The organism is Candidatus Sulfurimonas marisnigri (assembly GCF_015265475.1).
GTDB classification, from domain to species: Bacteria; Campylobacterota; Campylobacteria; order Campylobacterales; family Sulfurimonadaceae; genus Sulfurimonas; species Sulfurimonas marisnigri.
Window position 1 is genome coordinate 1316231 of the sequence record NZ_CP054493.1, and the last position, 15305, is coordinate 1331535.

Here is a 15305-nt window from a genome sequence, read left to right on the forward strand (position 1 = left end):
CGAAATTATATAGATTTATATCTTAATAAATTATAAAATTGATCAAACTCAGCAAAGTTTATGATAGGTTTAGTCGTAAAAACTACGAAGAGCTCTAATTATAACAGCATTTTTAGAAATACTTTCAGCTTTTGCATTTTCATTAACTATTTCATAAAGGTCTAAAGGAAGAGAAATAGAAAATGTTTTAGTCTCTATTTTTTTCTTTTTATTAATCATAGACATAACACTCGTAAGTAATTCAATAATTTTTTTAGTATCTATTGGTTTTTGAATAAAACTATTTACTCCAACTTCAATAGACTCAGATATTTTTTCAATATCATTACTTGCAGAAATTACAATAATTATTTGAGTAGGGTTGATTTCACGAATCTTACGAGAAAGTTCAATTCCGTCCATTCCTGACATAATGATATCAACAAAAACAACATCTGGAGCTGACTTCATATAAGCATTAAGTGCATCTTCACTATTGAAGTATGACCCTACAGTTGAAAAAAAGTTTTTGAAAGTTGAACTTAAAAGTTCATTTACTACTTTTTCGTCTTCAACAACCATAGCTGTTAATTTTTTTGTTTCTTGTGTCAATTGAACCAAATCTACATTTGACATAATAAATCCTTGTTTTAAAATATTAAAGAATTATAGCAGATAATTGGGTAACAAATGAAACAAAATAGTACAAATAAGACTTATCATTAACTAAATGACACCAAAGAAGGGATTAACTTAAAGTAATATATCAATTTTCGTGTTTTTTAAATTTTTCTAACCACTCAAGGTCAGGTTCCTTTGAGCACTCTTTTTGATTTAATAAAGAGTCTATAATATTTACAAGGGTCTTTTCATCCATAAACTCTAATAATTTAGGATTAATAGATGTCTTTTTTACATTATCATATGTATTTAATAGATTTTGTATATCATTTATTAATAGTTCTTTTTTATTCATTTATTACTCCAGGCTTTATTGAAATCCATGTTATCTATATGCACAGCTCTTGCTAGTTCTATTAAACCAACTTTTTTCATAATCAGTTTAGTTTTTTTAGGCCAACCATCCCTGTAGTTAAATGAGTGAGGATGTCCTCCTATCATATCTATAAAATGTTCATTTGTACCAATCTCAAACAGTATACCTACCCCATACAATGAAACCTGACGATTTAACCAAAGTTTTGCATCTCTAAAAACTTTAACTTTAGACTTACTCACTATCCATCTAGTTGCAAAATCATTTATACAAGCTCGATTTGCAATACGTTTTAAGTTTTTATCATATTTCAGTAGCTCTAAGTTCTTTACAGTACCGGCATGAGGAACTGGTCTATAATCTCTTTTTAAATTTTTAGGTCTTGTTTGCCAAAATAAATCACCTGTTTGATGCTTTTTAATAATTTTTTTATCAAATATAACCACTTTATTAGATTTGGAGTAGGGGAGATAAAGTCTTGGAAGTTCTTTGTCTCCTTTAAATGCGCCAAGACTAAGGATATTTCCAGTAATTTGGGCTACATAACCTCTTCCATATCCAGATTCTAATCCTGCAATTGCCATTATTGCCGCCGGAGGAATATTGTTTTTAACTCCAATTTCAATAACATCTACGCAAATATCATAATAGAAGTTTTTTACATGTGGATACTTCCTAAATGAATATTGGCTTGACAAAAGGCTCGTAAAACCTATAGATATGGCTATAAGTATAATTGGAAGTTTATTTAATAACATAATGAACTGTATTTCCTATTGGTTAACATAATGTATATTCTATTGAATATAACTTTAATTGCATTCTACTTAATAAGTGGAGAATTTGATATTGCTCTTTTAACTTCCGATGCATCTATATCATCACCTTGAAGCATAAGTTCAATATTACCATCCTCACCACTAACTTGCATATTTTTAATTTTTTCTTTGGTCTCTTGGATCATACATTCACACTTACCACTTTGACATCTTTCAACCATCTCAACTACATTTTTCTTTTCTACTGCGCCACTAAATGTTATTTTAACACCATCTTTTTGTACTTCAACGTTTGCTTTTTTCATATCATCTCCCTTGTAATTGTTAATATTAAATAGTATATATCTATAAGTTAGGCACAGCTGTAAGCCGAGTTTTGTTTAAATAGCATTAATCTACATCACAATTTACATAGTGCGTCTAGCGAAACAGTAGCATTATAAGACGCTGACCACCTGTTTCTTGCTGCCATGTTGGGTTTACAAGCTCTCTATATTACTATAAAGACTGGTGGGCTCTTACCCCGCCCTTTCACCTTTACCACCTAAGTGGAAGTTTACTTTCTGTTGCACTTTCCCTCGCATTACTACGGCCATTAGTTAAATGGAACACTGTCTTATAGCAGCTCGGACTTTCCTCTTGTATCGCTACAAGTTGCTATCTGCTGTACCTACGGAATGTTACTAAAACTTTCCTTTAAATCTGTTTTTTTACCAAAAAACAACTGTTCATATATGATATTCGACAAATGAACAACTGTTCATTTGTCGAAAGCTTAGATTAACAACTGTTCATATATAATACTTTTTAAATTAACAACTGTTCATATACTGAAAAAAGGTTTATAATGCCCAATAATACGACTATTGCAAAGAAAATAAATACAAAACAAAAGATACTAAAGGTGTCATCTACCCTATTCTCTGAGCATGGATACAAGGGAACAAGTGTGCGAAAAATAGCCTCTGAAGTAGGTATTAGAGAGAGTGCTTTATATAATCACTTTAAAAATAAAGAGGATATATTTTTAAGTGTTGCTAAAGAGATTTTTACTTCTCCCTTCTCCGATAACAATGAAGATATTAGAGAGTCTGCCATGAAAGGAAAAGCTTTTTTACAGAAGTTTGCTATGCAGTATAAGCTACTTACATTTGATAAAAATAACGAGAGTATGTTTAGGCTGCTTATGATTGAGTTGTTTGCCAATAAAGAGCTTAGAGAGCAGTTTATGGATGAGTTCCACACTCAGAACATAAAAACACTCTCAGAGGCATTCTTTATAATGATGCAAAACAACATTATACGATCTGCTGATCCAATGATGGTAGCTTATGAATTTCTATCCACCCTGTTCTACATTAGACTACAAATAACACTTATGAGGTTTGATAATAGCTCTACTAATAGCATGTCAACACAGTTCGAGAAGCATGTAGAGTTTTTTTGGGAGAGCATTGGAGTATAATACTAATTAATATTATATAGATATTAATTAGTATCAATATAAGAGTTTAAAAAAAAGACAACCCATTACAGGTTGTCTTCTAAATAAAACTAATTAAGCCATAGCTTCTTTAGCATATTTTTCACCAAGCTCGTAAGCTTTTTTATTTACTTCATGAACTTTAGCTGGAACTTTTGAAAGCATTGTAGCTATTAAAACATCTTTGTCAATAGCATTCATCATAGTATTAGCAATTGCCAAAGCAACAACAGATTGAGTAATTACATTACCAACCTCTTCTTTAGCTATAGTAATAATTGGAATTTCATGGATTTTCCATGTTTTTCTATCTTCATCAGTTGGATGAACAAGGTTTGGATCAACAACGATTGTTCCACCTGGTTTAACACCATCTTTAAAAGAATTATAACTAACATTTGCAACTGAAAGCATAAAACCTATTTCACCATCATTTGCATATGGATAATAAATCTCTTCATCATCTAGTTGAATATCAACAACAGTCGGTCCGCCACGAACTTGTGATGTGTATGTTGCTGTCTTAAGACCCTCTCCACCAGTTTTAATCTTTGCTGCTGCAAAAATTTCTCCAGCAAGAAGAACACCTTGTCCGCCAACACCTGTAAATCTCATTAATGTTTTACTCATAGTGTCTCCTTATATTTTTTTAGCAAAGTCATCTTGAGTTATTGCTTTTCTCTGACCTTGGTGAACTTTTTGAATCTCTGCATACATGTCACAATACTCATCAGCTTCTGTATCTTGCTTTAAGATACCAGTTGGTAGGATATTAAGTTGCTCTTCTGGTGTCATAAGATCATATTTCTTCTTAGGAGCAGTAATACTGTCAATCCACTCTAGATTTTCCATAGCTGAAAGCATTTTATTTTTTCTACCAAGATTAATATGGCAGTTAGAAAGTACTTCCATCATTGAGAAACCTTTGTGTTCCATCGCTTTAATAAGTGCTTTTTCTAGCTTTTTAGGGTCAAGCATACTCTCACGAGCGACAAATGAAGCTCCTGAAGCTATTGCTAAATCACATGTATTGAATGTTGGATCAATATTACCAACTTTTTGAGTTACTGTCCACATACCTTTTGGTGTAGTTGGAGAAGTTTGTGAATTAGTTAAACCATAAATGAAGTTATTGATAACAATCATAGTTATATCTATATTTCTTCTACAACCATGGATGGTATGATTACCACCAATAGCAAGTGCATCACCATCACCAGCAACACAGATAACCATTTTGTCTGGTCTTGCTAGTTTAATACCTGTTGCATAAGCTACTGTTCTACCGTGAGTTGTGTGAACAGTATTAAAATCAACATAGGATGAAAACCTTCCTGAACAACCTATTCCAGAAACAACACATACATCATTTTGGTCTATACCCATCTTTTCTATTGCTCTTACAAATGCTTTAAGAATAACCCCATCACCACAACCCCAACACCACAGTGTAGGCATCTTTTCAAGTCTTAAATATTTATCATAATTAAATGCCATATTATAATTCCTTTACTTTATTTACAATCTCATAAGGAGATATTGGTCTACCATTAACCTTAAATAAGCCTTCAATATCTAGTCTTGAAGATGCTCTTTGGATTTCACTATGATACTGACCAATATTCAGCTCTACAACTAGAACTTTTTCAATTTTATCAGTATGCTCTTTGATTTTTTCTGCTGGAGATGGCCAAATTGTAATTGGTCTAAATAAACCAGCCTTAATCCCTTCTTTTCTCAAGTGTCTAATAGACTCTTTAGCAGCTAATGATACTGAACCGTATGCAATAATCATAATCTCTGCATCATCCATCATAAACTCTTCATAAGACTCAAGCTCATCTTCATGAAATGCCACTTTGTCTTCTAGTCTTTGGATTAATTTTCTGCAAGTCTCAATCTCTTCAGTTGGGAAACCATTTTTATCATGGTGTAGACCTGTAAAGTGATATCTATAACCTTCAAACATAGGGTTAAGAACTGCTGGCTCATCATGCTCACATTGATATGGAAAATAATCTTCCGGCTTGCCATCAAATCTTTTTCTTGGAATAATTCCAGCTTCAACATCTTCGGCAGTTGGAATATCTGCTTTACCGTGCATATGACCGATAGTCTCGTCTAGCAACACAATAACTGGTTGCATGAATCTGTCAGCTAAATTAAATGCTCTTACAGTTTCAGTGTAGCACTCAGCTAAAGAACCAGCACACAAAGTGATTGATTTATAATCACCGTGTGATGGGTTTTTAGATTGAAGGATATCACCTTGAGAAACACGAGTTGGAAGACCAGTTGACGGGCCACCGCGCATAACATTAACACAAACCAAAGGCACTTCTGCCATTTGAGCAAGGCCTAAATTTTCAGCCTTTAAAGACATTCCTGGACCTGATGTAGCGGTTAGTGCTCTATCACCAGCCATTGCAGCACCGATAACAGCACAAATACCAGCTATCTCATCTTCCATTTGTATTGCAACACCACCTTTTTTAGGTAAAAGGTCTGATATAACATGCATAACTTCACTTGATGGTGTTAGTGGATAACCACCAAAAAACTTACAACCAGCATCAACTGCTGCAATTGCTGCTAGTTCATTTCCAGTTGATATTACTTCTCTAGTTGGCATTATTTAGCTCCTTGATTTAGTGACATAAAATTATTCGCAACTATTGCTGCTTGACGTTCTTTTGCTTCATCAGTAAGTTTTGCAAAACTAAAGCCTGCAGCTTTATACTCTTTTGAGTCTGCTACATAAATAGCAAAGTCAGGACATGTAAGCTCACACTCATTACAACCAATACAAGATTCAGGATGATCAATTGAAATCATCGCGCCAAGAGTTGATGTTGATTCATACTTCATACCAAGAACACCTGAAGGACATACTGAAACACATATGTCACACGCTTTACAGTTATCTGTATTTACCCAAACCGGTTGATCGCCTGGGTTTACCATTGGACTAGCTGCCATATTTTCTCCTATATTAAATAAAAATTAAGATTGTATCTTACTTTGTAAGTAAAAATAATATCTAAGTTATTATAAGTTTAATCTAAATTGTGCCAATAACGCTTCAAAATGTAACATCTGTTACATTTTGAGACTCGTAGAAGTCTAAAACTAGAGAGTATTTAAAATTATGTGTGAGCTACAATATGTAACACAAAGCTACACTTCTAAATATTTATCCAGTCTACCTTCAAAGAATATAGCCAGTTAATAAATAGTTAACAATCAGTTTACAACAGGCAAAGTCCATTTTTAGAGGTATTTTTCATCAAATAAATATAGTAATTTTAACAGTTAATTTTCATTTGGAAAAGATTATTTCACTTTTGTAGGTTTTATTAACTATCAATATGCAGATTCTATAATATTAGTTCTATAAATAATTTTTCTAATTTCTGATGAATATTTTAAAAAATAATGAGTGGATACTTTTTACCCCAATTTTGTCAAGCTTTAAAAGCTCTTTTTCTGAAACTTCCTTTGTTTGTCTCTGAAAACAAGCTTCAAATCTTTTGCAAACTATTTTTGCTATTTGGAGACTATATATCTAATATAGTTTCTAATCTCATTAACGAAACAGAGCTGAACTTAAGTTTATGGGAAAATAGCGTTTATTCGCTTCAGGAAATCCTTTCAGTCCATCAACTGAAGCTATTATCTTCAACATCTTTGGCTTGTAAATCAGTGAGAACTAATAGGCAAAGGTTAGTAGCATGATTCTTTACTTATTATTTTATCTGGAAAAGCACTAGTTGTAGCTTTGCAGATGGATACTTCGTAAATCTGTTCGATGTGTAATGACATATCTATATATATCATTTCTGAGCCACTCATTGAAATAATTTTTTCTTCTATTTCACACTGATAGTAGTTTATTGTTTTTTACGTATTTGAGGTTCAAAAGTGCCATAACTTGCACCTTTTATATTTTATTTCATTGCCACGAAGAAGATCATCTGAAATATGTGATTTTTTTTATGATTAAAGTACAGCTTCTGTAAGTTGTTTAATTAGTGGAGCTAAAAGCCAACCTTTACCTGTAATCTTTTTCCCACTTCTAAATTCTTCTAAGATTTCATCAAAATCAAAATCTATTTCTTCGTTCATTGTCAGTCCTTAATAGTACTTTATCAGACTGACACGAAATTTCTAACACTTCCTAAAATTACTTAGCTAATACTTCCGCTATTGCTTTACCAATTTCTGCAGGAGAAACAACAACTCTTACGCCAGCTGCTTCAAGTGCTTCCATTTTCTCTTTTGCAGTACCCGCACTACCAGATACAATTGCGCCTGCATGACCCATTGTTTTACCTTTAGGAGCAGTTTGACCAGCAATGAAAGCAACTACAGGTTTAGTAATTTGCTCTTTGATTAGTTTAGCGGCTTGAATCTCAAGGTCACCACCAATCTCACCAATCATAACTATCGCATGAGTATCTGGATCTGCTTCAAACATTGGTAAAATTTGCATATATGAAAGTCCAATAATTGGATCTCCACCAATACCAACAGCTGTACTAATACCAAAACCTTCATTACATACTTGATTTGCACCTTCATAAGTTAATGTACCGCTCTTTGAGATAAGGCCAACATTACCTTTTTTGAAAATCATACCAGGCATAATTCCAATTTTACACTCTTCGGCAGTAATAACACCAGGACAGTTTGGCCCGATTGTTTTCATGCCATGTTTAGTAGAATGAGCTTTTGCAGCTTGCATATCCTTTACCGGAGCACCTTCAGTAATAATTACTGCAAGTTCAATTCCAGCTTCAGCAGCTTCCATTACGGCGTCACCAACAAATGCAGGTGGAACAAATATCATAGAAACAGTAGCACCAGTAGCAGTAACAGCATCAGAAACAGTATTAAATACAGGTTTACCTAAATGCTCTTGACCACCTTTGTTAGGAGTAACACCACCAACAATTTTAGTACCATATGCTAAACACTGCTCAGCATGGAAAGTACCCTCTTTACCAGTGAAACCTTGAACGATTACTTTTGTATCTTTATTTACTAAAATTGACATTAGTTTCCTTTCGCTGCTGCTACTGCTTTTGCAGCACCATCACCTAAATCATTACCAACGATAAGGTTGGCAATATTTGCATTTTTAAGAATTTCTGCTGCTTCTGGAGCATTTGTTCCATCAAGACGAACAATAACCGGGACATTAACATCAGTAAGCTTAGTAGCTTCGATAATACCATTAGCGATACGGTCACAACGAACAATCCCACCAAAAATATTTACGAAAATAGCTTTAACTTTTGGGTTTTTAAGAATAATCTCAAAACCTTTTGCTACTGTCTCAGCATTAGCAGAACCACCAACATCCAAGAAATTCGCAGGTGTTCCACCCATATAATTAATTGTATCCATGGTACCCATAGCAAGACCAGCACCATTAACCATACAACCAATTTCACCATCTAGAGCAACATAAGAAAGACCATACTTAGCAGCCTCTACTTCATCCGGATCTTCCTCTGTTAAGTCTCTCATATCAGCAATTTCCGGTTGACGACCTAGAGCTGAATTATCAAAACCCATTTTACCATCAAGTGCAATAAACTCACCCTTGCCTGTTTTAACAAGTGGGTTAATTTCTATCATCTCTGCATCATTTTCCATATATAATTTGAAAAGTTTATGTGCAAATTTGATGATATTTTTTTGCTCATCCTTATCTGTAAGACCAAGACCAAATGCTAATTTACGACCGTGAAAGCTTTGAAAACCGATAGCTGGATCAACGGGTATTGTTATGATTTTTTCAGGAGTGTTTTCAGCAACATCCTCAATATTCATACCACCCTCAGTTGAAGCCATAATTAAAGGCATTTCAAGTTTTCTATCAAGCACAACTGATAAATACAGTTCTTCTTTAATATCAGCACCATCTTCAATATAAAGTTTTTGAACTAACTTGCCTTCTGCCGTTGTTTGGTGCGTTATCAAAGTCATACCAAGAATTTCACTAGCTAATTGTTCTACTTCTTCAAGAGACTTAGCAAGTTTAACGCCACCACCAAGACCACGACCACCTGCATGTATTTGAGCTTTAACAACCCATACCGGGCCACCTAATTGCTCTGCAGCTTTAACAGCGTCTTTAACGCTTAAAACCATTATACCTTTTGGTACTGGAACACCATATTTTTTGAAAATCTGTTTTGCCTGATATTCATGTATATTCATTTATTCTCCTTGTTTTAAAGTGGGCACAAAGCAGTTAAGCTTTAGGTGCAATCATATCTTCTGGTACAACATATTTATCAAACTCTTCGGCAGTTAAAAAACCAAGTTCTATGGCTGTAGCTTTTAATGTAGAATTGTTTTTATGCGCTGTTTTTGCAATTTTTGCTGCATTATCATAACCCACATAAGGGTTAAGTGCTGTTACTAGCATTAATGAATTATGTAAAAAGTGATCTATTTTATCTGCAACTGGTTCAAGTCCAACAGCACAATGATCATTAAATGAAACAATTGAATCTGCCAATAGACGACATGATTGTAAATAATTATATGCAATAACAGGCTTATAAACATTTAACTGAAAATTACCTTGTGATGCACCCATAGAAATTGCAACATCATTCCCAAATACTTGACATGTAACCATTGTTACAGCTTCAGCTTGAGTTGGATTTACTTTACCTGGCATAATTGAAGAACCTGGTTCATTCGCAGGAATTTCAAGCTCACCAATGCCACAACGAGGACCTGATGCTAACCATCTAACATCATTAGCAATTTTCATCATGTCTGCGGCAAGTGCTTTTAGGGCACCATGAGAATAAACCAATGCATCATGTGATGTTAAAGCATGGAACTTATTTGGAGCTGTTATAAAATCATGTCCAGTTAATTCTGTAAGTTTTTTAGCAACCCTTTCACCTAGTTCTGGATGAGCATTAAGCCCAGTACCAACAGCTGTACCACCAAGAGCAAGTTCTCGAACTGCCTCTAGCGAGTCTTTAGTCATTTTTTCACACTTATTAAGCATTTCTACCCAACCACTAATCTCTTGACCTAATGTAATTGGTGTTGCATCTTGAAGGTGTGTACGACCAATTTTAACAATAGATTCAAATTTAGCTGATTTATCAGCAAGCGTAGCTTTAAGCTTTGCAATCGCAGGTAAAACCTGAGTCTCAACTGCTATAACAGAGGCTACATGTAAGGCAGTAGGATAAGTATCATTTGAAGATTGTGATTTATTAACATCATCATTTGGATGTACAAGTTTTTCAACTCTAAAATCTCCACCAAGAATTTCAGTAGCGCGATTAGCAAGAACTTCATTATTGTTCATATTTGACTGCGTACCAGAACCAGTCTGCCATACAACTAAAGGGTAATTACCATCTAATTTGCCAGATAACATATCATCTGCTGCCAAGGCAATAGCATCTGCTTTTTTGGCGTCTAATTTACCCAAATCTTTATTTACAAGTGCGACTGCTTTTTTTAGATACGAAAATGCTCTTGTTATTTCATAAGGCATTGTCTCTTCACCAATAGCAAAGTTTTCAATAGAACGCTGTGTTTGTGCAGCCCAATAAGCATCTATAGGTACTTCTATTTCACCCATTGTGTCTTTTTCTATACGTGTACTCAAATTATTCTCCTTCAAAAAATTTATTTTGATTAAGTGTGTTTATTAACTCTTGAACAGATGCGCATGAGTTTTTAAACATTTCTTGTTCTTTCTCATTTAGAGTTACTTCAATAATTTTTTCAGCACCATTCGCACCTAACATTACAGGTACACCGGAAACTACGTCACTATATCCATATTCACCTTCAAGATAAACAGCACAAGGATGAATCTGTTTTGTGTCTTTTAATATTGCTTCTACCATAATAGATGTAGATTTTGCAGGAGCATAGTAAGCTGAGCCTGTTTTAAGGTGTCCAACAATCTCTGCGCCGCCATGCCGAGTACGAGTCACAATTTCTTTAATCTCATCATCACTTAAAACATCAGTTAGTGGAACACCAGCTACAGTAGAGTAACGAGGTAAAGGAACCATGTCATCGCCGTGACCACCCATAACAGAAGCACGTATTTGACCACCGCCGTATCCAAGTTTTTCTTGAATAAAAGCAGCCATTCTAGAACTGTCTAATATACCAGCCATGCCTATAACACGGCTTCTATCAAAACCACTCTCTTTTAATGCTACATATGTCATAGCATCTAAAGGATTAGAAACCATAATGATTATCGCATTAGGAGAATATTTTGCAATTCCGACAATAACTTCTTTTGTAATATTTGCATTAATCATAAGTAAATCATCACGACTCATACCTGGTAATCTTGGACTACCTGCAGTAACAACAACAACATCACAATTTGTTAAGTCAGACATCTCTTCTGCAACACTTACTACAGTATGACTTCTAACAGCTGATGCTGCTTGACTCATGTCTAACGCTTTACCGCGTGCAACATCAATTTTATTGTCACGAAGGATTATTTCATGGCATGATCCAAGCATTGCTAGGGAGTAAGCTACTGTAGCGCCAACATTACCAGCACCAACTATCCCTACTCTTTTTCCTTGACTCATATGTACTCCTCAGTATAAAATATTATGATATTTTAAACAAATACACTTAAAAAATATGTGCTAACACATGAAATTTAAGTATATAGATATCATATTAAAGACTTATTTTGCCTTTTATATAAAACTAAAAAGTTCCATAAAAAAAGAAAACGATAAGAGGGTCACACCCTCTTATCTTGCAATACTATATGTTGTTTATGATAGCATTTAATGTTGCAGATGGTCTCATCGCAGCTTCAGCTTTCGCGTCATTTGGATGGAAGTAACCACCAATATCTTGTGCTTTACCCTCTGCAGCAAGAAGCTCAGCAATAATAGTATCCTCTTTCTCAGTTAGCTCTTTAGCTACTGGAGCAAATTTAGCTGCTAATTCAGCGTTATCACCTTCGGCAAGTGCTTTTGCCCAGTACTGTGCTACAAAAAAGTGTGAAGCTTTGTTATCTGGCTCACCACATTTTCTTGAAGGTTCTTTGTTATTATCTAAGTAACCATCGTTAGCAATATCTAGAGCAGCAGTTAATGCAGCAAGCTTAGAATCATTGTTTTTTTGACCGATAAATCTTAAAGACTCAGCAAGTGCTAAAATCTCACCTAGTGAATCCCAACGAAGGTGACCCTCAGCTAAGAACTGATCAACATGCTTAGGAGCAGATCCACCAGCACCAGTCTCATATAGACCACCACCAGCTAATAAAGGAACGATTGAAAGCATCTTAGCAGATGTTCCAAGCTCTAGAATCGGGTACATATCTGTAAGGTGGTCACGAAGAACGTTACCTGTTACAGCGATAGTGTTTTTACCTTCACGTACACGAGCATTTGTAAAACGTGTAGCGTCAGTAACTTTCATAAATTGAATATCTAAACCAGTAGTATCAAACTCTTTAAGGAATGCATCTACTTTGATTTTAACTTGTACATCATGAGCACGTTTTTCATCTAACCAGAAGATTGCAGGAATATTTTCAATTTTTGTTCTCTCAACTGTTAAACGAACCCAGTCTTTGATTGGAATATCTTTAGTACGAGACATTCTCCAGATATCACCAGCTTCACACTCAAAACTCATAAGAACGCCATCAGCACCAGTTACGGTAACAGTACCAGCTTCAGCTAATTCAAAAGTTGTTGGGTGAGAACCATATTCTTCAGCTTTTTGAGCCATAAGACCAATATTTTGCATCGTACCCATAGTTGAAACATCGTACTGACCATTTTTAACACAATCAGCTACCATTTCAGCGTGGAACATAGCGTAAGTAGAATCAGGAATAACAGCAACACACTCTACTGCAGCTCCAGTTCTATCCCATTGCTTACCACCTTCACGAACAACTACTGGCATAGAAGCATCAATAATTACATCGTTAGATGCGTTAAAATTAGTAGTACCTTTATCAGAATCAACCATTGCAAGCTTAGGAGAGTCAGACTCTAATGCAGCTAAGAAGTCAGCTTTTATTTCAGCTTCTTTAGCGTGACCAGCAATTTTTTTCTCTAAGTCAGACATACCTTGGTTTGGTTGAACTTTAAGTTCTGCAAATGTAGCTGCATGTTTAGCAAATACATCTTTAAAGAATATTTTGAAAGCATGACCGAACATAATTGGGTCAGAGATTTTCATCATTGTAGCTTTAAGGTGTAGTGACCATAAAACATCATTTGATTTTGCATCTTCAATTGTTTTTTCATAAAAATTATTAAGTGCAGCAATTGACATGAAAGTACCATCAAGAATTTCACCATCAAGTGTATCAACAGAAGTTAATTCTTTACCGTTAAGTGCGATAGTAACTTTTTGTGCTTTTTCAACAGTAACTGATTTCTCATTACCAAAAAAGTCTCCCTTACCTTCCATATGAGCAACATATGATTTAGCATTTTCTGGGAATGCACGTAATTTATGTGGATTCTTTTGAGCAAATTTCTTAACTGCTACTGCAGCACGTCTATCAGAGTTTCCTTCACGAAGAACAGGGTTAACTGCTGAACCCAAACAAGTGCTATATCTAGCCTGAAGAGCTTTTTCTTCATCGTTTGCCGGATTTTCAGGATAGTTAGGAATATCATAACCTTGACCTTGAAGCTCTGCAATACAATCTTTAAGCTGACCAACTGAAGCAGAAATGTTTGGAAGCTTAATAATGTTTCCATCTTCTTGAAGAACAACTTCACCTAACTTTGACAGTTCGTCTTCTGCTAGACCCATTGCAGCTAAAACTCTACCTGCAAGTGAAATATCACTAGTAACTACTTCTACGCCTGCTGCTTTAGTAAAAGCATTAACGATAGGTAATAACGAATAAGTTGCTAAAGCTGGTGCTTCATCAATTTTTGACCAAATTATTTTTGACATTTTTTGTCCTTTAGGTTAATATTTGTTTTTGTTAGTTAGTATTTGAGTTACAAAAACTTATAATGATATAGTACCACTAAGATAAGTAATATTCATATACCTTCTGTTAATAATTAGATATATTTATATTTTGTTTCATTTGGTAACACGCTTAATATTGCTCAAATGTGTAGAATAGTTACATGAGAAATCATGTGTTCCGCTATTTGATTTCATAAAATAGAGATATTTTGTCTGTGCCGGAAATATTGCTGCCCTGATTGCATCAAAGCTAACATTACAAACTGGGATTGACGGGAGCCCCTTGTTTCTGTATGTATTGTATAGAGACGTATCTCCTTTTATTCTACTTGGTGTTACTTTTACATGTGAATATTTTCCATAGTTAAGAGTACCATCCATCTGTAATTTCATTTTTTTATTGAGTCTATTGTATATGACAGAACTTACCAGCGGCATCTCTTTAGTATTAGCCGATTCTTTTTGAATAATTGATGCAACTGTTACAAAATGAAACCATTTCTTTTCATTATAGCTTCCAAATATTTTAACTGACAGGCTTTTCATTTGATCTAACGATGTAGAAAGTAAAATTTTAATTATCATTTTCTCTGTAATACCAATAGGCATTTTATACGTATTTGGAACCAGAGCACCTTCTACATGTGAGGCTTGTGAGTCATACTCTTTTTGTAGAACCTCTCTATCTAATTTTAAATCTTTAGACAATTGATCTAAAAAAACATATGTTGTCTCACCTGGAATTAGTGTTATCTCTTGAAGTGCTGCTTTTGCAGTTGTTAGTTTATATAAAAAATCTGCTCTTCTACTACGTATTGTTCCTATATCTATCCATCCACTTTGAGGAGAGCCTATAACTCTTAAAAGTAGTGAGTCAAGTTTACTTACATTGTAATTTTTATCACTCAAATGTGTTATAATCTTGTTAATAGAACCTTGAGGTATATAGATGACTTTGGGTGAATTTATAGGCTTATTTAGGTAGTACATGAACGACAAAATTATTATTAATACTATTTCAAAAATCCACTTCATACTAATCAGCGCTCTTTCTTTCATTTTATTAACACTTTCTATA

General features: G+C 34.3%; 16 protein-coding genes and 1 other RNA gene. 1 reads left to right on the forward strand and 16 read right to left on the reverse strand.

The features are described from left to right. Positions 1–69: 69 nt before the first annotated feature. The 5 genes from HUE87_RS06670 to rnpB form a co-directional block, all read right to left on the reverse strand. Complete coding sequence (locus HUE87_RS06670; protein WP_194365439.1) at positions 70–615, reverse strand: response regulator transcription factor; 546 nt, start codon at positions 613–615, stop codon at positions 70–72. A gap of 130 nt (positions 616–745) precedes the next feature. After that, positions 746–955 carry a hypothetical protein gene (locus HUE87_RS06675; RefSeq protein WP_194365440.1) on the reverse strand — a complete coding sequence of 70 codons (210 nt, stop codon included), beginning with the start codon at positions 953–955 and terminating at the stop codon, positions 746–748. Next, on the reverse strand, positions 952–1734 hold the full coding sequence (locus HUE87_RS06680; protein WP_194365441.1) for a glucosaminidase domain-containing protein: 783 nt from the start codon (positions 1732–1734) through the stop codon (positions 952–954). The genes HUE87_RS06675 and HUE87_RS06680 overlap by 4 nt, the downstream gene beginning before the upstream one ends. Positions 1735–1799: 65 nt before the next feature. Beyond that, a complete protein-coding gene (locus HUE87_RS06685; RefSeq protein WP_194365442.1) occupies positions 1800–2060 on the reverse strand; it encodes a hypothetical protein in 261 nt (86 codons plus the stop codon). A 44-nt stretch (positions 2061–2104) separates the two neighbouring features. Then, an RNA gene (gene rnpB / locus HUE87_RS06690) (RNase P RNA component class A) lies at positions 2105–2428 on the reverse strand. Between the two features lie 174 nt (positions 2429–2602). Here rnpB and HUE87_RS06695 point away from each other — a divergent pair. Next, the gene (locus HUE87_RS06695) at positions 2603–3220 is read left to right on the forward strand and encodes a TetR/AcrR family transcriptional regulator (RefSeq protein WP_194365443.1); all 618 of its coding nucleotides are present in this window, start codon (positions 2603–2605) and stop codon (positions 3218–3220) included. A gap of 93 nt (positions 3221–3313) precedes the next feature. Here HUE87_RS06695 and HUE87_RS06700 read toward each other — a convergent pair whose 3' ends face one another. From HUE87_RS06700 to mltG, 11 genes are all read right to left on the reverse strand, one after another. Beyond that, the gene (locus tag HUE87_RS06700; RefSeq protein WP_194365444.1) at positions 3314–3868 is read right to left on the reverse strand and encodes a 2-oxoglutarate:acceptor oxidoreductase subunit OorC; all 555 of its coding nucleotides are present in this window, start codon (positions 3866–3868) and stop codon (positions 3314–3316) included. A 9-nt stretch (positions 3869–3877) separates the two neighbouring features. Continuing rightward, a complete protein-coding gene (locus HUE87_RS06705; RefSeq protein ID WP_194365445.1) occupies positions 3878–4735 on the reverse strand; it encodes a 2-oxoglutarate ferredoxin oxidoreductase subunit beta in 858 nt (285 codons plus the stop codon). A gap of 1 nt (position 4736) precedes the next feature. After that, positions 4737–5870 carry a 2-oxoglutarate synthase subunit alpha gene (locus HUE87_RS06710; RefSeq protein ID WP_194365446.1) on the reverse strand — a complete coding sequence of 378 codons (1134 nt, stop codon included), beginning with the start codon at positions 5868–5870 and terminating at the stop codon, positions 4737–4739. Further along, entirely contained in the window at positions 5870–6217 is a 348-nt protein-coding gene (locus HUE87_RS06715; RefSeq protein WP_194365447.1) for a 4Fe-4S dicluster domain-containing protein, read from the reverse strand. Before HUE87_RS06715 ends, HUE87_RS06710 begins: the two co-directional genes overlap by 1 nt. A gap of 1020 nt (positions 6218–7237) precedes the next feature. Beyond that, positions 7238–7363: a hypothetical protein gene (locus HUE87_RS12810; protein WP_268246164.1), complete on the reverse strand. Its 126-nt coding sequence runs from the start codon at positions 7361–7363 to the stop codon at positions 7238–7240. Between the two features lie 58 nt (positions 7364–7421). After that, a complete protein-coding gene (sucD, locus tag HUE87_RS06720; protein ID WP_194365448.1) occupies positions 7422–8294 on the reverse strand; it encodes a succinate--CoA ligase subunit alpha in 873 nt (290 codons plus the stop codon). Continuing rightward, positions 8294–9466 (reverse strand): ADP-forming succinate--CoA ligase subunit beta, encoded by a 1173-nt coding sequence (gene sucC, locus HUE87_RS06725; RefSeq protein WP_194365449.1) that lies wholly within the window; start codon positions 9464–9466, stop codon positions 8294–8296. Before sucC ends, sucD begins: the two co-directional genes overlap by 1 nt. A gap of 34 nt (positions 9467–9500) precedes the next feature. Next, the gene (fumC, locus tag HUE87_RS06730; protein ID WP_194365450.1) at positions 9501–10892 is read right to left on the reverse strand and encodes a class II fumarate hydratase; all 1392 of its coding nucleotides are present in this window, start codon (positions 10890–10892) and stop codon (positions 9501–9503) included. A gap of 1 nt (position 10893) precedes the next feature. Further along, positions 10894–11850, reverse strand: a complete 957-nt coding sequence (mdh, locus tag HUE87_RS06735; protein ID WP_194365451.1) for a malate dehydrogenase — start codon at positions 11848–11850, stop codon at positions 10894–10896. 184 nt (positions 11851–12034) lie between these two features. Further along, entirely contained in the window at positions 12035–14206 is a 2172-nt protein-coding gene (locus tag HUE87_RS06740; RefSeq protein WP_194365452.1) for an NADP-dependent isocitrate dehydrogenase, read from the reverse strand. A gap of 135 nt (positions 14207–14341) precedes the next feature. Then, a complete protein-coding gene (gene mltG, locus HUE87_RS06745) occupies positions 14342–15262 on the reverse strand; it encodes an endolytic transglycosylase MltG (protein WP_194365453.1) in 921 nt (306 codons plus the stop codon). Positions 15263–15305: the final 43 nt, after the last annotated feature.

Coding starts and splice junctions, on each gene's coding strand:
- HUE87_RS06670 (WP_194365439.1), bottom strand. CDS start 615: ATGTCAAATGTAGATTTGGTTCAATTGACACAAGAAACAAAAAAATTA.
- HUE87_RS06675 (WP_194365440.1), bottom strand. CDS start 955: ATGAATAAAAAAGAACTATTAATAAATGATATACAAAATCTATTAAAT.
- HUE87_RS06680 (WP_194365441.1), bottom strand. CDS start 1,734: ATGTTATTAAATAAACTTCCAATTATACTTATAGCCATATCTATAGGT.
- HUE87_RS06685 (WP_194365442.1), bottom strand. CDS start 2,060: ATGAAAAAAGCAAACGTTGAAGTACAAAAAGATGGTGTTAAAATAACA.
- HUE87_RS06695 (WP_194365443.1), top strand. CDS start 2,603: ATGCCCAATAATACGACTATTGCAAAGAAAATAAATACAAAACAAAAG.
- HUE87_RS06700 (WP_194365444.1), bottom strand. CDS start 3,868: ATGAGTAAAACATTAATGAGATTTACAGGTGTTGGCGGACAAGGTGTT.
- HUE87_RS06705 (WP_194365445.1), bottom strand. CDS start 4,735: ATGGCATTTAATTATGATAAATATTTAAGACTTGAAAAGATGCCTACA.
- HUE87_RS06710 (WP_194365446.1), bottom strand. CDS start 5,870: ATGCCAACTAGAGAAGTAATATCAACTGGAAATGAACTAGCAGCAATT.
- HUE87_RS06715 (WP_194365447.1), bottom strand. CDS start 6,217: ATGGCAGCTAGTCCAATGGTAAACCCAGGCGATCAACCGGTTTGGGTA.
- HUE87_RS12810 (WP_268246164.1), bottom strand. CDS start 7,363: ATGAACGAAGAAATAGATTTTGATTTTGATGAAATCTTAGAAGAATTT.
- sucD (WP_194365448.1), bottom strand. CDS start 8,294: ATGTCAATTTTAGTAAATAAAGATACAAAAGTAATCGTTCAAGGTTTC.
- sucC (WP_194365449.1), bottom strand. CDS start 9,466: ATGAATATACATGAATATCAGGCAAAACAGATTTTCAAAAAATATGGT.
- mdh (WP_194365451.1), bottom strand. CDS start 11,850: ATGAGTCAAGGAAAAAGAGTAGGGATAGTTGGTGCTGGTAATGTTGGC.
- HUE87_RS06740 (WP_194365452.1), bottom strand. CDS start 14,206: ATGTCAAAAATAATTTGGTCAAAAATTGATGAAGCACCAGCTTTAGCA.
- mltG (WP_194365453.1), bottom strand. CDS start 15,262: ATGAAGTGGATTTTTGAAATAGTATTAATAATAATTTTGTCGTTCATG.